Source organism: Neorhizobium sp. T25_27, assembly GCF_002968565.1.
GTDB classification, from domain to species: domain Bacteria; phylum Pseudomonadota; class Alphaproteobacteria; order Rhizobiales; family Rhizobiaceae; genus Neorhizobium; species Neorhizobium tomejilense.
Window position 1 is genome coordinate 201,793 of sequence record NZ_PVBJ01000009.1, and the last position, 19,839, is coordinate 221,631.

Annotated in this window: 18 protein-coding genes; 9 read left to right on the forward strand and 9 right to left on the reverse strand. The window is 63.1% G+C overall.

The genetic code is table 11. The features are described 5' to 3' along the window. Nucleotides 1–12 precede the first annotated feature (12 nt). Nucleotides 13–909: a branched-chain amino acid ABC transporter permease gene (locus C5J24_RS23320; RefSeq protein ID WP_105421352.1), complete on the forward strand. Its 897-nt coding sequence runs from the start codon at nt 13–15 to the stop codon at nt 907–909. On the opposite strand, the gene C5J24_RS23325 is transcribed toward C5J24_RS23320, so the two are convergent. The 4 genes from C5J24_RS23325 to uvrC all read right to left on the reverse strand — a co-directional run bounded on the left by C5J24_RS23325 (nt 910) and on the right by uvrC (nt 4,417). Continuing rightward, complete coding sequence (locus C5J24_RS23325) at nt 910–1,368, reverse strand: molybdenum cofactor biosynthesis protein MoaE (RefSeq protein WP_105421354.1); 459 nt, start codon at nt 1,366–1,368, stop codon at nt 910–912. Between the two features lie 70 nt (nt 1,369–1,438). Beyond that, nucleotides 1,439–1,696, reverse strand: a complete 258-nt coding sequence (gene moaD / locus C5J24_RS23330) for a molybdopterin converting factor subunit 1 (RefSeq protein WP_105421356.1) — start codon at nt 1,694–1,696, stop codon at nt 1,439–1,441. Beyond that, a complete protein-coding gene (gene pgsA, locus C5J24_RS23335) occupies nt 1,693–2,280 on the reverse strand; it encodes a CDP-diacylglycerol--glycerol-3-phosphate 3-phosphatidyltransferase (protein ID WP_046605600.1) in 588 nt (195 codons plus the stop codon). The genes moaD and pgsA overlap by 4 nt, the downstream gene beginning before the upstream one ends. 97 nt (nt 2,281–2,377) lie before the next feature. Further along, nucleotides 2,378–4,417 carry an excinuclease ABC subunit UvrC gene (gene uvrC, locus C5J24_RS23340; RefSeq protein WP_172724114.1) on the reverse strand — a complete coding sequence of 680 codons (2,040 nt, stop codon included), beginning with the start codon at nt 4,415–4,417 and terminating at the stop codon, nt 2,378–2,380. Between the two features lie 682 nt (nt 4,418–5,099). On the opposite strand from uvrC, the gene C5J24_RS23345 reads away from it, so the two are divergent. After that, on the forward strand, nt 5,100–5,735 hold the full coding sequence (locus tag C5J24_RS23345; RefSeq protein ID WP_046667843.1) for an outer membrane protein: 636 nt from the start codon (nt 5,100–5,102) through the stop codon (nt 5,733–5,735). A 58-nt stretch (nt 5,736–5,793) separates the two neighbouring features. Here the strand turns inward: C5J24_RS23345 and C5J24_RS23350 are convergent, their stop codons facing one another. Genes C5J24_RS23350 through C5J24_RS23360 form a run of 3 tightly spaced genes read right to left on the reverse strand, consistent with a single transcriptional unit; the run spans nt 5,794 to nt 8,008 of the window. Then, nucleotides 5,794–6,390: a glutathione S-transferase gene (locus tag C5J24_RS23350; RefSeq protein ID WP_046667913.1), complete on the reverse strand. Its 597-nt coding sequence runs from the start codon at nt 6,388–6,390 to the stop codon at nt 5,794–5,796. A gap of 23 nt (nt 6,391–6,413) precedes the next feature. After that, nucleotides 6,414–7,079, reverse strand: a complete 666-nt coding sequence (locus C5J24_RS23355; RefSeq protein ID WP_105403018.1) for a ribonuclease — start codon at nt 7,077–7,079, stop codon at nt 6,414–6,416. Between the two features lie 50 nt (nt 7,080–7,129). Further along, complete coding sequence (locus tag C5J24_RS23360; protein ID WP_105421358.1) at nt 7,130–8,008, reverse strand: 23S rRNA (adenine(2030)-N(6))-methyltransferase RlmJ; 879 nt, start codon at nt 8,006–8,008, stop codon at nt 7,130–7,132. Nucleotides 8,009–8,091: 83 nt separating this feature from the next. On the opposite strand from C5J24_RS23360, the gene C5J24_RS23365 reads away from it, so the two are divergent. The 3 genes from C5J24_RS23365 to C5J24_RS23375 all read left to right on the forward strand — a co-directional run bounded on the left by C5J24_RS23365 (nt 8,092) and on the right by C5J24_RS23375 (nt 12,178). After that, nucleotides 8,092–10,245: a molybdopterin-dependent oxidoreductase gene (locus C5J24_RS23365; RefSeq protein ID WP_105421360.1), complete on the forward strand. Its 2,154-nt coding sequence runs from the start codon at nt 8,092–8,094 to the stop codon at nt 10,243–10,245. Further along, nucleotides 10,242–10,835: an NUDIX domain-containing protein gene (locus C5J24_RS23370; protein WP_105402945.1), complete on the forward strand. Its 594-nt coding sequence runs from the start codon at nt 10,242–10,244 to the stop codon at nt 10,833–10,835. The genes C5J24_RS23365 and C5J24_RS23370 overlap by 4 nt, the downstream gene beginning before the upstream one ends. A gap of 173 nt (nt 10,836–11,008) precedes the next feature. Then, on the forward strand, nt 11,009–12,178 hold the full coding sequence (locus C5J24_RS23375) for an alpha-D-ribose 1-methylphosphonate 5-triphosphate diphosphatase (RefSeq protein WP_105421362.1): 1,170 nt from the start codon (nt 11,009–11,011) through the stop codon (nt 12,176–12,178). Nucleotides 12,179–12,181: 3 nt separating this feature from the next. On the opposite strand, the gene purN is transcribed toward C5J24_RS23375, so the two are convergent. Together purN and purM are read right to left on the reverse strand one after the other, a co-directional pair. Then, nucleotides 12,182–12,865 (reverse strand): phosphoribosylglycinamide formyltransferase, encoded by a 684-nt coding sequence (purN, locus tag C5J24_RS23380; protein ID WP_105421364.1) that lies wholly within the window; start codon nt 12,863–12,865, stop codon nt 12,182–12,184. Then, on the reverse strand, nt 12,862–13,935 hold the full coding sequence (gene purM / locus C5J24_RS23385; protein WP_105421366.1) for a phosphoribosylformylglycinamidine cyclo-ligase: 1,074 nt from the start codon (nt 13,933–13,935) through the stop codon (nt 12,862–12,864). Before purM ends, purN begins: the two co-directional genes overlap by 4 nt. 178 nt (nt 13,936–14,113) lie before the next feature. On the opposite strand from purM, the gene C5J24_RS23390 reads away from it, so the two are divergent. The 4 genes from C5J24_RS23390 (at nt 14,114) to ppx (ending at nt 19,833) form a co-directional block, all read left to right on the forward strand. Further along, complete coding sequence (locus C5J24_RS23390) at nt 14,114–15,310, forward strand: AI-2E family transporter (RefSeq protein ID WP_105421368.1); 1,197 nt, start codon at nt 14,114–14,116, stop codon at nt 15,308–15,310. A 7-nt stretch (nt 15,311–15,317) separates the two neighbouring features. After that, nucleotides 15,318–16,037: a DnaA regulatory inactivator HdaA gene (gene hdaA, locus C5J24_RS23395; RefSeq protein ID WP_105421370.1), complete on the forward strand. Its 720-nt coding sequence runs from the start codon at nt 15,318–15,320 to the stop codon at nt 16,035–16,037. 68 nt (nt 16,038–16,105) lie between these two features. After that, nucleotides 16,106–18,307, forward strand: a complete 2,202-nt coding sequence (locus C5J24_RS23400) for an RNA degradosome polyphosphate kinase (protein WP_371674778.1) — start codon at nt 16,106–16,108, stop codon at nt 18,305–18,307. A 5-nt stretch (nt 18,308–18,312) separates the two neighbouring features. After that, on the forward strand, nt 18,313–19,833 hold the full coding sequence (ppx, locus tag C5J24_RS23405; protein WP_105421374.1) for an exopolyphosphatase: 1,521 nt from the start codon (nt 18,313–18,315) through the stop codon (nt 19,831–19,833). Nucleotides 19,834–19,839: the final 6 nt, after the last annotated feature.

Here is a 19,839-nt window from a genome sequence, read left to right on the forward strand (position 1 = left end):
ATCGGAGTGCCCATGGCCTATCTCTTGCAGCAACTGGCGAACGCGGTTCCGCTGGCGGCGCTCTACGCGACGCTTGCCTTCGGATATGCAATCGCCTTTGCCGTGACGCGAAGGGCCGACATCACCTATGGCGCGATCTTCGCCTTTTCCGGCCATCTCTACCTGCTCTTCGCCCATTTCGCCTGGAACCGGCTCTGGCTGATCCTGCCGGCCGCATTGGGACTGGGCGCCGCGGCCGGGATCGCCGGCGGCATCGGGGCGGGGATAACGATCGGGCAGGTGGTCATGCGGCCGCTTGCAAAGATCTCGCCGAATGCGGTGATCGTCGCCTCGCTCGGCGCGCTGATGGTGCTCATGGAAGGCGCCCGGATCGCCGCCGATACCCGCGAACTCTGGCTGCCGCCCTTCCTCAACGACGCGGTCGTCTTCTGGCACGCAGACGGCTTTCCGGTGACCCTGACGCTGATCCAGCTCGCCAACGTCGCCATCATGCTGGCGACCATCGGTGCGGGTTATCTGGTGCTGTCGTGCACCCATTGGGGCCGCATGTGGCGGGCGGTCTCGGACGATCCGCTGGCGGCTGAACTCTCCGGCACCAATTCCGCGCGGGTTTTCGTCACCGCCTACGCGGCGGCGGCATTCTACGCTGCCATCTGCGGCGTGCTCGCGACCTCCCACTACGGCACGATGGATTTTGGCGCCGGCCTGCTGTTCGGCCTGAAGGTCGTGCTGATCGCCGCGGCCGGCGGTCATTCCAATCCCCTGCGTGCCGCCGCCGGCGCCGCCGTCATCGGCTTTGCCGAAACGCTCTGGAGCGGCTACGGTCCGATCGTCTGGCGCGACCTGGTGATCGTCGCCTTGCTGGTCATGGTCTTGGTGATGAGCCGCCGGGAGCGGGTGGTGCCGTAATCACCGCCACTTGTCCCGCGCAGTGTCGTCCGCGTCCTTGGCGGCGATCCAGTCGCCTTGGGCGCCGTCGGCGGCGTGTTCCTTCTTCCAGAAGGGCGCTGAGGTCTTCAAAAAGTCCATCACGAAATTGGCACCGTCGAAGGCCGCCTGACGGTGCGGGGCGGTGGCGATGACCAGCACGATGTTTTCGCCGGGCATGATCTTGCCGAACCGGTGGATGGCGGTGAGGCCGAGCAGCGAAAAGCGATCGATCGCCAGTTCGCCGATGCGAAACATTTCAGCCTCCGCCATGCCCGGATAGTGTTCGAGCTCCAGCGCCGACAATGCACCCTGTTCGTCGCGGCAGAGGCCGGTGAAGGTGACGACGGCGCCAATATTCTTGCGGCCGGCGGTGAGGGCGGACATTTCGGCCTGCAGGTCGAAGTCGGCGGATTGGACGCGGATGGTGGGAGCGGTCATGGGCAACCTCTCCCTCTCCCCGCCGGGGAGGAACGGGTTGTTCCGCAACTGGCGCCGGCCCCAGCCATTATCACCCTCCGGTCATCGGCGGAAAGATGCCGATCTCGCGCGCGCCGGCGATCGGTTCGTCGTGTTCGGCATGTTCCTGGTTGATGGCGACGCGGATGACGTCGGGGAACTGCAGCGCGTTCTCGTATTCCTCGCCGAGCGTCGTCAGATGCGCGAGCAGATCGTTGACTGTGACGACGTCTGCCGGCAGGTCGAGATCCTCCTCGGATTTGCCGATCCGTTCACGCACCCAGGCGAAATAGACGAGTTTGACGGTCATTCTTCGTCCACCAGATGTTTGACCCCGGCCTTGAAGTAATCATAGCCCGAGTAGAAGGTCAGGATCGCGGCGAGCCAGAGAAGCACGATGCCCATCTGGGTCGTATAGGGCAAGATTTTGTCGCCGGCAGGCCCGGCAAGCAGGAAGGCGATCGACACCATCTGGATCGTCGTCTTCCATTTGGCAATGCGCGTAACCGGCACGGAGACCTTCAGCGCAGCCAGATATTCGCGCAGGCCCGACACCAGGATTTCGCGGCAGAGGATGGTGATTGCCGCCCAGAGCGACCAGCCGGCGATCGTCTGGTCGGCCGCGAGCAACAGCAGCACGGCGGCGACCAGCAGCTTGTCGGCGATTGGATCGAGCATGCGGCCGATATTCGACGTCTGGTTCCAGATGCGGGCGAGATACCCGTCGAGATAATCGGTGATCGAGGCGACGGCGAAAAGCACCAGCGCCGTCCAGCGCGCGACATCCGAGCTTTCAAGCTGCCCCTCGATGAAGAAGCAGCCGACGATGATCGGCACCGCCACAATGCGCGCATAGGTCAAAAGGTTGGGAATATTGTATGCGCGCGACGCCATGGGGAGCCTTCCGGATGTTTGCTCCTAGTTGATGTGTTGAGGCCAAGGCGTCAACAGGGTCTAGCGGCTTTTTTGCAGCCGATGGCGTCATGCCGATTTAGCCAGCCCGGTTCTCGTGAAAGTGATTGTAAATCTGCTTGGCGACGGCCTCCGAAATTCCCTCGACCGCCATGAGGTCGGTGAGGCCGGCGCGCGACACCGCCTTCGCCGTGCCGAAATGCTGCAGGAGCTTGCGCTTGCGGCCAGGCCCGATCCCGGAAATCTCGTCCAGCGGGTTCTTGACCATCTCCTTCTTGCGCCGCGCCCGGTGGGAGCCGATCGCGAAACGATGGGCCTCGTCGCGCATGCGCTGGATGAAATAGAGGACCGGATCGCGCGGCGGCAGCGAAAAATCTGACCGCCCGTCGGCGAAGAACCGCTCGCGGCCGGCGTCGCGGTCGACGCCCTTGGCGACGCCGATCGCGGTCACCACGTCGCGGATGCCGAGTTCGTCGAGAATGGCGCGTACCGCGCTCATCTGCCCCTGGCCACCGTCGATCAGGATCACGTCCGGCCAGGCGGGGAAGGCGGCATCTGCCGCATCCTCGGCGCTGGCAGTCGTCGCGGCGGTGCGGTCGGGAATGCCCTCTTCCTTGAGAAGGCGCGAGAAGCGGCGGGTCATCACCTCGCGCATCATGCCAAAGTCGTCGCCGGGGGTGATGTCGGTCGATTTGATGTTGAACTTGCGGTACTGGCTCTTCACAAAACCTTCCGGCCCCGCGACGACCATGCCGCCGACCGCATTGGTGCCCATGATATGCGAGTTGTCGTAGATCTCGATGCGGCGCGGTACGAAGGAAAGCCCGAAAGTCTCCGCAAGCCCCTGCAGCAGGCGGGCCTGCGATGAGGTTTCGGCAAGCCGGCGGCCATGCGCCTCGCGGGCATTCGCCAGAACATGGTCCGTCAGGTCCTTCTTCTCGCCCCGCTGCGGAACGGAGATCGTCACCTTATGGCCGGCTTTTTCGCAGAAGGCCTGGGCGAGCAATTCCTGTTCCTCGACGGTCTCGGACAGCAAGATCTGCTTCGGCACCGGCTTGTCGTCATAGAACTGCGCCAGGAAGGCGTTGAGCACTTCCGGGCCGGAAAGCTGCGGATCGGCCTTCGGGAAATAGGCGCGGTTGCCCCAGTTCTGGCCGGTCCTGAAGAAGAACACCTGGATGCAGGAGAGGCCGCCCTCGTTGTAGATGGCGAAGACATCCGCCTCCTCGACGCCGGCCGGATTGATGCCCTGATGGCTCTGGACGTGGCTCAGCGCCGCCAGGCGGTCGCGATAGACGGCGGCGCGCTCGAAATCCAGGTCCTCGGAAGCTTCCGCCATCTGGCGGGCGATCGCCGACTTGACGTTCTGGCTCTTGCCGGAGAGAAAATCCTTGGCTTCGCCCACCAGCGCCGCATAACCCTCGTCGCTGATCTCGCGGGTGCAGGGCCCCGAACAGCGCTTGATCTGAAAGAGCAGACAGGGGCGGGTGCGGGTCTCGAACACGCTGTCGGTGCAGGTGCGCAGCAGGAAGGCGCGCTGCAGCGAGTTGATGGTGCGGCCGACGGCGGCAGCCGAGGCGAAGGGACCGAAATAATCGCCTTTGCGCGCCCGCGCGCCGCGATGTTTGAAGATCGCCGGAGCCCGATGGTCGCCGGTGATCATGATATAGGGAAACGACTTGTCGTCGCGCAGAAGAACGTTGAAACGCGGCCGCAGGCGCTTGATGAGATTGGCTTCGAGCAGCAGCGCCTCGGTTTCCGTCCGCGTCGTGACGAATTCCATGTGGGTGGTTTCACGCACCATCTTGGCGATGCGGTTGGAATGGACGCGGCCTTGGGCATAATTGCCGACGCGCTTCTTGAGGCTGCGCGCCTTGCCGACGTAAAGCACATCCTGCGCGTCGTTGAACATCCGGTAGACGCCCGGCGCATTCGGCAGGTGCTTGACGAATTCGGCGATCAGGTCGGCGCCCTTCAGCGCCGTCTCGTTCTTCCAGCCCTCGTTCCAGTCGATCGACGCGGCGGGGCCTTGGCTCGGTTCTGCCACGAGCACATCGTCTTCTTCTTCTTCCGTCTCGTCGTAGAGAACGCCGCCGTCGGGCAGCTTCGTTCCGTTCATTCCATAGTCTCCGCCGGATATCGACATCCGGCCATCACCGATTCGAACCGTGCGCCCAAGACATGTGCCGGAGACCGGCAGCTTGTCAAAATATTGCGCTGAAGCGGCCCGATTCCCTGCACGAAGGCCGCTGCCGGAGAAATAGTGTGTCGAGGCAGATTTTGAAAGCGCTGGCGAGAATTCCGTCGCGTGCTCTTGACGAAGGCCGAAATGGCCGTTCCTGCGGTGGAATATTTAAGGCAGAAATCCGGCGGCAGGCGCCACCGGTTCCGGCCGCCTTCCTGCGGAGAGGAGAAATACGTGCGTGTTTCAGCTCAGATTTTTGTTTCTACAAGCGCCCGATCCGGTGTTGCTGCGAATACAAGTCGAACTTGGCGAGTGGCGCCCGCGCCGGTTCGCGCCGGCAGGTGTATTGACTGAATTGTGCTTTGGATTTAAGAAGTAATTTATAAATGTAAAAATATTTATATTCAAAGTAAGCATTGTTTAAGGTTAATCAAACGTGTGTTGCGATACAGCAACATCAAATTTTGGCCTTCTGCGCGCCACAATCAATTCACATTTCGGCTCTTTCTATTCCTCAATTGACCTCCACATTCCGTTTCAGCGGGCAGGGAACAAATGTGTCGCCAACCATGTTGTCGCGGCGAATTCCCGGCGCAGCAGTAAAAGGAGAAAATGTATGCGTACTCTCATCGCAACTCTGATGGCCTCGGCAGTCAGCTTCATCGCCATCTCTGCGGCCAATGCCGCTGATGCCGTCGAACAAATTCCGCAGGCCCCGGTTGCAACCGAGGAGCCGGCCCCGGCCGCCAGCTGGCAGGGTTTCTATCTCGGTGGTTATGGTCAGTATGACTGGGGTCGCTTCGGTAGCGGCGATCGTGACGGCCAGTTCGGCGGCGGTGCTTATACCGGCTACAACTTCCAGAGCGGTTCGATCGTTTACGGTGTCGAAGCAGACGTCGGTTACAACGGCACGAAGAGCACCACGGATGACGGCTTTGAAGGCAAGGCCGGCTGGAACGGCTCGGTTCGCGGCCGCGTCGGCTACGACCTCAACCCCTTCCTGATCTATGGTACGGCCGGTGTTGCCCTGCAGGACAACGAACTGAGCGACGCGACTTCGTCCGAAAACAAGACCGCCGTCGGTTACACGGTCGGTGCCGGTGCCGAAGCCTTCGTCACCAACAACATCACCGCTCGTGTCGAATACCGTTACACGGATTTCGGTTCGGACAGCTACTCGCTCGATTCCGGTTCGGTTTCGAAGGGCTTCGACGATCACAGCGTCAAGGTCGGTATCGGCGTGAAGTTCTAAGTTCGATAGCCTTAACAGGCTGGGGAAAGCCCGGGCTTCGGCCCGGGCTTTTTTTGTTTCAGGCCGCCGATTTCATGGCAGTGTAGGAGGCGAAGCGCTTGGTGAAGACATCCGGCCAGGAGGCGAGCTCAGGCCGGCCTTCGGCCCATTGCCCGTTGAAGCGCAGATCGAGGTAACCGATCAACGCGGCCAGCGCGAAATGGCCGCCATGCAGCTTCTTGCCGGTTTTCGGCAGGTTGTTCTCCAGGTGATCGAGGCCGCGCACCACCTTGGCCCATTGTTTGTCGATCCACGGCTGGTGGACCTTGTCCTCGTCACGCGAGCGACGCTCGTAGACGATCGCCAGCAGGCAATCCATCATGCCGTCGCAAAGCGCTTCCAGCACTTCCGCCTCGGTGCGTTTCGCATCCTTCTTCGGATAGAGCTTGCCGCCCGACTGGCGATCGAGCCAGTGCATGATCGCGATGCTGTCGTAGATCGGCGGCTCGCCATCACGGATCAGGACCGGGATCTTGCCGAGCGGGTTGTTGCTCACGAGTTCCGCCGGGGCCGCATTGGTGTCAGTCTTCACCTCGGTAATCTCGATGCCGAGATGGCGCGCCGCCATGCGCACCTTGGCCGAATAGGGGGAGGCCGGGGAATACAGCAGCTTCATGGTCTTGTCCTTCTCGATAAATGTCATCTTGCCGGCGGCAGAGTGATCTGGCTGATCCGGCAGCCGTCACGATCGACTTCGGCGCAATCGCGGAATTGCAGGTCCTTGCTGAGGCAGATGCGCACTTCCTCCAGTTGCCGGCCCTCGCAACTCGTCGAAATGCCGCGCCGGCTCATGCCCGGATTGGCGGCGAGGAACTTCTCTTCGATCTGGTCGGCCGACAGCGTCAGGGCCGAGTCGCCGCGGGACAGGTCGGCGGGCAGTTTGACCCGCGAAAAGGCGTCACGCAGCTTGCCGAAATAATCACGCTGACTGAGCCCCGTGCAGCTTCCGTGCTTGCGCCACTGATGGCCGATCAGTCCCATCGACGGCATGATGTCGAAGAGCGGCTGGCCGAGCGATTGCGGCACGCGGCCCGGTTCCTTCGTTTCGCAGAAATCCGGATAGCCCTTTTCGTATTGCGGCCACAGCCCGTGGACGATGAAACGGAAATCCTTGTCCGTGCTGCATTGCTGGTCGTTCTTGCCGCCGCTCTGCGAAGCGCAGAAGGTCGGCGACCAGGAAAGCGACAGGACGTAGAAATCGAACTGCCCCGCATGATCCTGCCGATTGTCCGATCGGCGCTCCTGGGCGGAGGCAGTGGACGCGAAAAGTGCGAGAAAAAGGAAAGCGATAAATCGGTTGGTCATCGGCCGGCCCCCTGCAATGCGCGGCACCATGGGCGGGAAGCCTCGCCCGGTCAAGACTCCGAATCGAGGTCGCTGTCGACGGTCTCACCGGTCAGCCAGAAGGCGCGCTGCGAGGCGAACCGGTCCTGCGCCAGGATGGTTTTCAAGGTCGGCAGAAGCGCGTGCAGCTCCTCCTTCAGCGTGAAGGGCGGGTTGACGATGATGAGGCCGGAGCCGGACAGCCCGGTCGTCTCGCGGTCGCTTTGGACGGTCAATTCGGCGCACAGCATTTTCGGGATTTCCAGCGCCTTCAGCTCGTCGTGAAAGGCCCTGAGCGGCGCGCCCTTCTTGATCGGATACCAGAGGCAGAAGGTGCCGCCCTGAAAGCGGCGCCAGCCGGTCGACAGGCCTTTCACCAGCCGCCTGTATTCGCCTTCTTCCTCGAAAGGCGGATCGACAAGCACGATTCCGCGCTTTTCCTTCGGCGGCAGATGGGCGCCGAGCGCCAGCCAGCCGTCGAGTTCGGTGGCACGCACCTGGAAATCGCCCTCGAACAGATTGTGCAGGCGATTGAAGTCTTCCGGATGCAGTTCCATCGCCGACAGCCGATCCTGCGGACGGAACAGCATGCGGGCAAGCTTCGGAGAGCCGGGATAAAGTTTCAGCGGACCGGTCGGGTTCAGTTCCCTGACCGCCGTCAGATAGGGCTCCAGCAGGTCCGCGACCTTTGCCGGCAGTTCCGCTTCCATCAGCCGGCCGATGCCGTCGCGCCATTCGCCTGTCTTCTGCGCCTCGTCAGAGGAAAGGTCGTAAAGCCCGATACCGGCATGGGTATCTAGCATGCGAAACGCCTTGTCCTTGTTCTGGGCATAGCGGATCAGCCGCGCCAGGATCGCGTGTTTGAGAACATCGGCAAAATTGCCCGCGTGATAGATGTGCCGGTAGTTCATCGTTGCTGGTGTCTCGCTTGAATTAAATTGATGCGCTGCAAATCACGCTTTTTGCGGACGTCAGCTTGCAATATAGAAAAGCCATGAACGTTGCGACCCCGATTACCGCGAAAACCCCAATCGCCCCAGAAAAGTCCGGCCACAATTCCGTCGGACACACCGTCTGTCCGCACGACTGTCCGTCGGCCTGCGCGCTGGACATAGATCTCACCGCCGACGGCCGCATCGGCCGGGTGCGCGGGGCGGCCGACAACAGCTATACGGCCGGCGTCATCTGCGCCAAGGTCGCCCGTTATTCCGAGCGGCTCTACCATCCTGGCCGGCTGATGCACCCGAAGCGCCGCGTGGGCGCCAAGGGCGAGGGGAACTGGCAGGAGGTTTCCTGGGAAGCCGCACTCGACGAGATCGCCGACGCTTTCGTCAAGGCCGAGGCGAAACACGGGTCGGAGGCGGTCTGGCCCTATTTTTATGCCGGCACGATGGGCCAGGTGCAGCGCGATTCGATCGAGCGCCTGCGGCATGCGAAAAAATACTCCGGCTTCTTCGGCACGATCTGCACCAACATGGCCTGGACAGGTTACGTGATGGGAACCGGCGCCCTGCGCGGTCCCGATCCGCGCGAGATGGCGAAGTCCGATTGCGTGGTGATCTGGGGTACCAATGCCGTCTCCACCCAGGTCAACGTCATGACCCACGCGGTGAAGGCCCGCAAGGAACGCGGCGCCAAGATCGTCGTCATCGACATCTACGACAACCCGACGATGAAGCAGGCCGACATGGCGCTGACCGTGCGCCCCGGCACCGATGCGGCGCTTGCCTGCGCCGTCATGCACGTCGCCTTCCGCGACGGGTACGCCGATCGCGCCTACATGGCGCAATATGCCGACGATCCGGCCGGCCTCGAAGCGCATCTGAAGGCGAAGACGCCGGAATGGGCTTCCTCCATCACCGGCCTGTCGGTCGAAGAGATCGAGACCTTCGCCCGCCTTGTCGGCACCACCCAGAAAACCTTCTTCCGGCTGGGCTACGGTTTTGCCCGCCAGAGGAACGGCACGGTCGCCATGCACGCGGCGCTGTCGATCGCGACGGTGCTCGGCTGCTGGCAATACGAGGGCGGCGGCGCTTTTCACAACAACGGCGAGATTTTCCGGCTCAATAAATCCGAGCTGATGGGCACGGCCTATGCCGATCCCGATATCCGCCAGCTTGACCAGTCGCAGATCGGCCGGGTACTGACCGGCGATGCGGAGGCTCTGCGGAACGGCGGGCCGGTGACGGCGCTCTTGATCCAGAACACCAATCCGATGAACGTCGCGCCGGAACAGCGCCTCGTCCGCCAGGGTTTTTTGCGCGACGACCTGTTCGTCGCGGTGCACGAGCAGTTCATGACCGATACGGCCGAAGTCGCCGATATCGTCCTGCCGGCAACGATGTTCGTCGAGCATGACGACCTCTACCGCGCCGGCGGGCAGCAGCATATCCTGCTCGGGCCGAAGCTGGTCGAGCCGCCATCCACGGTGCGCACCAACCTCTTCGTCATCGAGGAACTGGCCAAGCGCCTCGGCGTCGATCATTTTCCCGGTTTCGGCCTCGACGAACGCCAACATATCGACCGCATCCTGAAGGCCAGCCACTGGGGCGCCTACGAGGATCTGGCGCGCGACAAATGGATCGACGCGCAGCCGGATTTCGAAACCGCCCATTACACCAAGGGGTTCGGTTATCCGGACGGCAAATTCCGCTTCAGGCCGGACTGGGCAAACGGCCCGTCGCCGGACAAGCCACCGAAAAATGTTGGGCCGCTGGGACCGATCGCCGAACTGCCGGTCTTCCCCGACCAGGTCGACGTCATCGAGGTGGCGGACGAGGCGCATCCCTTCCGGCTGGCGACTTCGCCGGCGCGCAGCTTCCTGAACTCCTCCTTCACCGAGACCAAGAGCTCCTACGAGCGGGAAGGGCGGCCCGAAGTGATGATCGAACCGACCGATGCGGAGCGCCTCGGCATCGTCGACGGCGATATCGTCCGGCTCGGCAACACCCGCGGCGAAATCCGCCTGCATGCAAGGCTCGTGGCCGGCGCAAGGCCGGGCGTGCTGATCGCCGAGGGGCTTTGGCCAAACCGCAAACATCTCGACGGCGAGGGCATCAACGTGCTGACCGGCGCCGATGCCGTGGCGCCCTATGGCGGTGCGGCCTTCCACGACAACAAGGTTTGGCTTCGCAAGGACGCAGCATGACCGAGGGGAATGATCGGGTGAAGCTCGTCAGCGAGAAGACGTTGTCGGACGGCTGGACGCGGCTTTCGAGCTACGAGCTCGACTACGCCGATCGCAGCGGCGAGACGCACCGCCTGCATCGCGAAATCTACCATAAGTCCGAGGCCGCCTGCATCCTTCTCTACGATGCCCGGCGCGACATGGTCGTGCTGGTGAGGCAGTTCCGATTGCCCGCCTATCTGACCGGCAAGCCGGCATGGATGGTCGAAGTGCCGGCCGGGCTGCTCGACGAGGACCACCCGGAAGAGGCGATCCGGCGCGAAGCGATGGAGGAAACCGGCTACCGCCTGCGGGATGTGCGGTTTGTCTTCAAGGCATTCATGTCGCCCGGCGCGATCACCGAACTCGTACATTTCTTCCACGCGCCGGTCGACCTCTCCGACCGGGTGAATGGTGGCGGGGGGCTCGCCGAGGAGCACGAGGATATCGAGGTTCTCGAACTGCCGCTCGACGAGGCGGTCGCGATGATCGGCAATGGCGAAATCATCGATGCGAAGACGATCATGATGCTGCAATGGGCGGTGATCAATCGGGCGTCGTTCACCGTCTGATGTCCGGGCGGTGCCGCCGCGCAGGCTTGAACGCCGATCGGCGCGTTCGCCTGTTGTTTCAGACGCCGTATGATTGTGACTTGACCTTGTGCCGCGCCGATTTCACATGAATGTCACGAATGGCGGCTAAGCGCTGCCTCTTGATAATCATCCTTATATGTCAGGAGAAATCCATGTGGCTCGGCAATTTCACCCTCGTTCTGCCGAACGAGGTGGTGAACTCAGGTTCTGTGCGGGTTGAAGATGGCGTGATCGCCGAGATTCGCCCCGAACCGGTTGCCGGCGCCGTGATCGACGGCGGCGGGCGACTGCTGATGCCGGGCTTTGTCGACCTGCATGGCGACATGATCGAGCGTGAGATCGCGCCGCGGCCGAACGCCCAGATGCCGATCGACTTCGGCATCCACGAACTGGACAAGAAGCTCGCCGCCGCCGGCGTCACCACGGCTTATGCGGCCGTTTCCTTCGCCACCGAAAGCGTCTATGGCCATGTCCGCTCGCTGGAAACGACCTCGGCCGTCATCGAGGGCATCAACCGGCTGCGCGACAACCTGCTGATCGACCACCGCGTTCACGCGCGTTACGAGATCACCAATGTCGGCGCCGCGCCGGCGCTCGAACGGCTGCTGAAAGCCGACGAGATCGACATGGTCTCGCTCACCGACCACACGCCGGGCCAAGGCCAATACAATAACATCGCGGCCTATGTCGCCAGCATCTCCGAACGCCGGGCGATTTCCGAGGACATGGCCGCCGAGATCGTCCAGAAGCGCATCGCCATGCGCAACAATCCGCAGATCGAGGTGAAGCTGAAGGAAATTGTTTCGCTCTCCTTGCAACATGGCCTATCGCTTGCTTCCCACGACGATGACAGCGTTGAGAAGGTGGCGGAGATGTACGATCTCGGCGTCACGATCAGCGAGTTCCCGGTAACGCTGCCGGCCGCCGAAGAGGCGCGCCGGCGCGGGCTCTGGACGCTGATGGGCGCGCCGAACGCGCTGCGTGGCAAGTCGATGTCCGGCAATCTGAGCGCGCTCGACGCCGCCAAGGCCGGTCTGCTGACGGGGATTGCCGCCGACTATCATCCGGCTGCTTTCGTGCCGGGCGTCTTCAAGCTGGCGGACGTGGCGCAAGGTGGCCTGCCGGCGGCCGTTGCGATGGCGACCGGCAATGCCGCCCGCTCCGCCGGCCTGACGGACCGCGGCGAAATCGTCATCGGCCAGCGCGCCGATCTGGTGGTGGTGGAAAAGGGCGACGTGCACCGCATCCGAGCCACCTTCCGCGCCGGCCGCTTCGTCTACAGCGACGGCACGCTGCACCCACTCCGGGCGCTGGCGGCATAGGGCTTAGACGCCTGCGGAAAAAATCCGCTGACCCGCGATATCGGTCTCAGTGCCGGGCGAGGTGATCGTCCGGCCGCCCTCCATCCGCACCTTGCCTTCCGCCAGCAGTTTCAGCGCCAGCGGGTAGAGCTTGTGCTCGACGGTCAGCACGCGGCCGGCCAGGGTCTCGGCGGTGTCTTCGGCAAGCACCGGGACGGCGCCCTGGGCGACGATCGGGCCTTCGTCCATGCCTTCGGTGACGAAATGCACGGTGCAGCCGGCGATCTTCACGCCGGCCTCGATGGCGCGTTCATGGGTGTGAAGGCCCGGGAAGAGCGGCAGAAGGGCAGGGTGGATGTTGAGGATGCTGCCTTCGTAGCGGCTGATGAATTCGGCCGAGAAGAGCCGCATGTAGCCGGCGAGGCAGAGGATGTCCGGCTGGACCTCGTCGAGGGCTGCAAGGATCGCCGCCTCGTGTTCGGCCTTGCCGGCAAAACCCTTGCGTTCGAAAACGAAGGTCTTGATGCCGCGCGCCTGCGCCTTCTCGATGCCGCCCGCCGAGGGCTTGTCGGAGAAGACTGCGACGATTTCCGCCGGGAAATCCGGTGCGGTGCAGGCATCGGCAAGCGCCAGCATGTTGGAGCCGCCGCCGGAGATGAATACGGCGACGCGCTTTCTGCGCGCCGTTTCAGCCGCGGGTGCGCTCATAGGCCGAGCGTGCCCTGGTAGATCACGCCGGGGCCGCCTTCGGCGCGTTCGGCCATGCTGCCGAGCGGCACGACGATCTCGCCCTCACCGGTCAGGATGTCGGCGACCGCCTGGGCGTTCTCGGGCGCGACCACAATGATCATGCCAATACCGCAGTTGAAGGTGCGCAGCATTTCCTTCGCCTCGACGCCGCCTGTTTTGGCGAGCCAGGAGAAGACCGGCGGGACGGGAATGGAGTCGAGATCGATTTCGGCCGCCAGGTTCTTCGGCAGCACGCGCGGGATGTTTTCCGGGAAGCCGCCGCCGGTAATGTGGGCGAGCGCCTTCAGGGCACCCGTCTCGCGGATCGCCTTCAGGAGCGGCTTCACGTAGATGCGGGTGGGCGTCAGAAGCGCCTCACCCAGAGCCATGCCCTCACGGAAGGGGGCGGGTGCGTCCCAGGCGAGGCCCGAAAGCGTCACGATCTTGCGGACCAGCGAAAAGCCGTTCGAATGAACACCGGAGGAGGTGAGGCCAAGGATGACGTCGCCGGAAGCGATATCGCCGACCGGCAGCAACTGGCCGCGCTCGGCGGCACCGACTGCAAAACCCGCCAGGTCGTAATCGCCGTCGGAATACATGCCGGGCATTTCGGCGGTCTCGCCGCCGATCAGCGCGCAGCCGGCCTCGCGGCAGCCGGCGGCAATGCCGGAGACGATTGCCGCACCCTGGTCCGGATCGAGCTTGCCGGTGGCGAAATAGTCGAGGAAGAGAAGCGGCTCGGCGCCCTGGACCACCAGGTCGTTGACGCACATGGCGACGAGGTCGATGCCGACCGTGTCGTGGAAATTGGCGTCGATGGCGATCTTCAGCTTCGTACCGACGCCGTCATTGGCGGCGACGAGGATCGGATCGGTAAAGCCGGCGGCCTTCAGATCGAAGAGGCCGCCGAAGCCGCCGATTTCGCCGTCTGCGCCGGGCCGGCGGGTCGAGCGCACTGCCGGCTTGATCTTCTCGACCATGAGGTTGCCCGCGTCGATATCGACGCCGGCATCGCTATAGGTGAGACCGTTCTTGCCCGCCTCGCTCATCGTTCATCTCCAATGATCGTTGTAGCGGCCCGCAATTGCACGACATCGCGCCGGATGCAAGCGTTGGACGCTGTTTTGAAGGCTTTTCACAGGTCTTGCTGCACTGCTTCCAAACCCTTGACCTGGGTTGCGGGCTTCCCTATCCCTTTTTTGCCCGGGCAATTCAGAGGAAGCGGCGATGGCATATCATATCAGCGGCGCGAGCCTGAAGCGCTACATCTTCTTCTGGGTCGGCGTTCTCATCGTCTTCGTGGTGTTTTTGTGGTTCTTCCGTTCGATCCTGCTGCCTTTCGTGGCGGGCATGGCGCTCGCCTACTTCCTCGATCCGGTGGCCGACTGGCTGGAAAGACGGGGCTTGAGCCGGCTGATGGCGACGGTGGTGATCCTCGTCTGTTTCGTGCTGGTCTTCGCGTTGTCGCTGATGCTGGTGATCCCTATCATCATCAACCAGTTCACCGAGTTCGCCGCCGCCCTGCCGGGCTATATTTCCCAGCTACAGCAGATCATATCGAGCCCGGAAAGCTCGTTCCTGCCGCATTGGATCAGCGCCCAGATCGAGACGGTCAAGCAGAATTTCTCCGAAGTGCTGAGCCAGGGTGCCGGTTTCGTCGGCTCGCTGCTCGCCCAGATCTGGAATTCCGGCAAGGCGATCATCGACGTCGTATCGCTCTTGATCGTCACGCCCGTCGTCGCCTTCTATATCTTGCTCGACTGGGACCGGATGGTCGCCAAGGTGGATAGCTGGGTGCCGCGCGACCAGGTGGCGACGGTGCGCGAGATCGCCCGGGAGATGGATGAATCGGTCGCCGGTTTCATTCGCGGCCAGGGCTCGCTCTGCCTCATCCTCGGCATCTTCTACGCGGTCGGCCTGTCGGTTGTCGGGCTCAATTTCGGGCTTCTGATCGGCTTCGTCGCCGGCATGATCAGCTTCATTCCCTATATCGGCTCGCTGATCGGCCTGGTTCTCTCGGTCGGCGTGGCGCTGGTGCAGTTCTGGCCGGATTATCCGTGGATTCTGGCGGTCGCCGGCGTTTTCTTCGTCGGCCAGTTCATCGAGGGCAACATCCTGCAGCCGAAACTGGTCGGCGAAAGCGTCGGCCTGCATCCGGTCTGGCTGATGTTCGCCCTGTTTGCCTTCGGCGCCATATTCGGCTTCGTCGGCCTGCTGATCGCCGTGCCGGCCGCGGCCGTTGTCGGCGTGCTTGTCCGTTTCGTGCTGTCGCGGTATCTTGACAGCGACATCTATTTCGGGCGAGCGGCGGAACTCCCCTGGGAAGAGGCCGAGCGGTCGCAGGTGCTGGAACATGCCGAAAACGGCGCAGAGATATCCGCCCCGAATGACCCTCACACGAATGACTCTCAGAAGAGCATTTGAAAGATCAATGACCGAGACGAGCGAGCGCGAGCGGCGCAGACAAGAGCAGTTGCCGCTGCAATTCACCCATGATGCGGCGAGAACCCGGGACGACCTCCTGGTGTCCGAACGCCTGGCTGCGGCCGTGGCGATCGTCGACGAATGGCCGGCCTGGCCGTCGCCGGTCGTCGTGCTGGCCGGCCCGGTAGGGTCGGGAAAATCGCACCTGGCGCATATCTGGCGGGAAAAGGCGGGGGCGGCCGATATCCATCCCGTCGCCGGCTCGAATGCCGCAGCGGTTGCCGCAACGGGTCCGGTCCTGTTCGAGGATGCCGAACGCCGTGGTTTCGACGAAACCGAACTCTTCCACGTCATCAACAGCGTGCGCGAGAACGGCCATAGCCTGCTGATGACCTCGCGCCTGTGGCCGGTCTCCTGGGGCGTTACCCTGCCGGACCTCAAATCCCGGCTGAAGGCGGCGACCGTGGTGGAGATCGGCGAACCGGACGAGGACCTTTTGGCCCAGGTGATCGTCAAGCTCTTCGCCGACCGCCAGCTTTATATCGACGACAAACTGGTGGGCTACATCGTCAACCGGATGGAACGGTCGCTCGGTGCGGCCCAGACGATCGTCGAGCGGCTGGACCGCCTGGCGCTGGCGCGCGGCACGAGGATAACCCGCCCGCTGGCCGCGGAAGTGCTGAACGATTTTGGGAATTCCGGAACCGGAGCGGGCGCCGACGATTGACTGTGACAATTCCCTCGTCAAACTGTAGTCGGCCCTGATGGTTGGCATGACCAAGGGTTAGCATTGGGATGGATGAGATGGATTCGATCACGACTGAAACGCGCGAACCTAGTCTGGAAGCGGCCAATACCGACTTCGACCTGATGACCAGTCCGGATCGGTTCATCAATCGTGAATTCTCCTGGCTGCAGTTCAACCGCCGCGTTCTCGAGGAAACGCTGAATACCGCCCACCCGCTGCTGGAGCGGGTCCGCTTCCTGTCGATTTCGGCGGCCAATCTCGATGAATTCTTCATGGTGCGCGTCGCCGGCCTCGAAGGGCAGGTGCGGCAGGGCATCGTCATCCGCTCGCCGGACGGCAAGACGCCGGCCGAACAGCTCGACAACATCCTGCAGGAGATCGACAACCTGCAGATGGAGCAGCAGGCCTCGCTCGCCGTGCTGCAGCAGTATCTCGCCAAGGAAGACATCCTGATTGTTCGGCCCGCGGCGCTGTCCGCCGAGGATCGCAACTGGCTGGCGAACTCCTTTGACGACGAACTTTTCCCGGTCCTGACGCCGCTCTCGATCGACCCTGCCCATCCGTTCCCGTTCATCCCCAACCTCGGCTTCTCGATGGGCCTGCAACTGCACAGCAAGCACGGCAAGGAGCCGATGACCGGGCTCTTGCGCCTGCCGACCACGCTCGACCGCTTCATCCGCCTGCCGGACCTCAACAACGCGATCCGCTATATCACGCTGGAGGATGTGGTCGGCATGTTCACCGACCGGCTCTTTCCCGGTTACGAGGTGAAGGGAGCCGGCACGTTCCGCATCATCCGCGACAGCGATATCGAAGTCGAGGAAGAGGCCGAAGATCTGGTGCGCTTCTTCGAGACGGCGCTGAAGCGCCGGCGCCGAGGCAAGGTCATCCGCATCGAGACCGATTCGGAAATGCCGGCGTCGCTCCGCCAGTTCGTGGTGCAGGAATTGGGCGTGCCGGAAAACCGTGTCGCGGTCCTGCCGGGCCTCCTGGCGCTCAACACCATGTCGGAGATCACCAAGGCGCCGCGCGACGACCTGCGCTTCGAGACCCACAATGCCCGATTTCCCGAGCGGGTCCGCGAACACGCCGGCGACTGCCTCGCAGCCATCCGCGAAAAGGACATGGTGGTCCATCATCCTTACGAGTCCTTTGACGTGGTTGTGCAGTTCCTTCTGCAGGCGGCCCGCGACCCGGACGTGCTCGCCATCAAGCAGACGCTCTACCGCACCTCGAACGACAGCCCGATCGTCCGGGCGCTGATCGACGCGGCCGAGGCAGGCAAGTCGGTGACGGCGCTGGTCGAGCTCAAGGCCCGATTCGACGAAGAGGCGAACATCCGCTGGGCGCGAGACCTGGAGCGCGCCGGCGTGCAGGTCGTCTTCGGTTTCATCGAACTGAAGACCCATGCCAAGATGTCGATGGTGGTGCGCCGCGAGGACGGCAAGCTCAGGACCTATTGCCATCTCGGCACCGGCAACTACCACCCGATCACCGCCAAGATCTATACGGACCTGTCCTTCTTCACCTGCAACCCGAAGATCGCCCACGACATGGCGAACATCTTCAACTTCATCACCGGCTACGGCGAGCCGGCCGAAAGCATGAAGCTGGCGGTCTCGCCCTATACGCTGCGACCGCGCATCCTGCGCCATATCGAGGAGGAGATCTGCCACGCCCAGGAAGGCAAGCCGGCGGCAATCTGGATGAAGATGAATTCGCTGGTCGATCCGGAGATCATCGACGCGCTCTATCGCGCCAGCCGCGCCGGCGTCGACATCGATCTCGTCGTACGCGGCATCTGCTGCCTGCGCCCGCGGGTGGCCGGCCTCTCCGACAATATCCGCGTCAAGTCGATCGTCGGGCGCTTCCTGGAACACAGCCGCATCTTCTGCTTCGGCAACGGTTTCGGCCTGCCGTCAGACAAGGCGCTCGTCTATATCGGCTCCGCCGACATGATGCCGCGCAACCTCGACCGCCGGGTCGAGACGCTGGTGCCGCTGCTCAATCCGACTGTGCACGAGCAGGTCTTATCCCAGATCATGCTCGGCAACCTGATTGACAACCAGCAGAGCTACGAGATATTGGCCGACGGCACGTCGCGGCGCATGGAAGTGCGCAAGGGCGAGGAACCTTTTAACGCGCAGCACTATTTCATGACCAATCCGAGCCTCTCGGGGCGCGGTGAAGCCCTGAAATCGAGTGCTCCGAAACTTATCGCCGGCCTTGTGTCGGGACGCAAGAAATAGGCAATATGGTACGATCAGAAGCCCAGGGGCGCCTTCCAGGGGTCGCTCCTGTCTCCGTTATCGACATTGGCTCGAACTCCGTCCGCGTCGTTATCTACGAAGGCCTGTCCCGCGCGCCGACCGTCCTCTTCAACGAGAAGGTGCTGTGCGGCCTCGGCAAGGGACTGGGTTCGAACGGGCGCATGGACGACGAGGGCGTCGAGCGTGCCCTTTTGTCGCTGAAGCGTTTTCGCGCGCTTTCCACCCAGGCCCGCGCCACCGAAGTCTATGTGCTGGCGACCGCCGCTGCCCGCGAAGCGTCCAACGGGCCGGATTTCATCCGCCAGGCGGAAGAGATCCTCGGCCAGCAGGTTCAGCTTCTGTCCGGCGAGGAGGAGGCGCGCTATTCGGCGCTCGGCGTCATCAGCGGCTTCCATGATCCCGACGGCATTGCCGGCGATCTCGGTGGCGGCTCGCTGGAACTGATCGACATCAAGGGCACGGAGTTCGGCAAGGGTATCACCCTGCCGCTCGGGGGCCTGCGGCTGTCGGAATCCTCCGGCAATTCGCTTTCCAAGGCGCGCACTTTCGCTCGTAAGCAGGTGAACACCGCGCGGTTCCTGGAAAACGGCGCGGGCCGGACCTTCTATGCCGTCGGCGGCACCTGGCGTAACATCGCCAAGCTACATATGGAAATGAGCAAGTATCCGCTGCACATGATGCAGGGCTACGAGCTGTCTCTCGAGGACATGCAGAAATTCCTCGACGAGGTGATCGCGGCCAAGGACAGCAAGGACCCCGCCTGGCAGGCCGTCTCGAAGAGCCGCCGTTCGCTGCTGCCTTTCGGCGCCATCGCCATGCAGGAAGTCCTGGCGGTGATGAAGCCCGCCAAGGTGAGCTTTTCGGCGCAGGGCGTTCGCGAAGGTTATCTCTATTCGCTGCTTTCCGACGAAGAGAAGGCAGGCGATCCGCTGCTGGTTGCCGCCGACCAGCTCGCAATCCTGCGCGCCCGATCGCCCGAACACGCCCGCGAGCTTGCCGACTGGACCGGTCGGATGGTGCCGGCCTTCGGGATCGTCGAGACGGAAGAGGAAAGCCGCTATCGCCAGGCCGCCTGCCTGCTTGCCGATATCAGCTGGCGTGCCCATCCGGATTATCGCGGCCTGCAGGCGTTGAACCTGATCGCCCACTCGTCCTTCGTCGGCATCACCCATGCCGGCCGCGCCTATCTGGCGCTTGCCAACTACTACCGTTTCGAAGGCCTGCACGACGACGGTGCGACCGGGCCGCTGGCGACGATCGCCACGCCCCGCCTGCTCGATCTCGCAAAACTGCTCGGCGGGTTGCTCCGGGTCGTCTACCTCTTCTCGGCCTCGATGCCGGGCCTCGTCCACCACCTGACCTTCCGCGCGTCTTCTGAGCCGGATCTCGACCTCGAATTCGTCGTCCCCTCCGCCTACCGCGATTTCGCCGGCGAACGGCTGGACGGCCGTCTGCAGCAGTTGGCGAAGCTGACGGGCAAACGACTGGCGTTCCGGTTCGAGTAGGGCGGG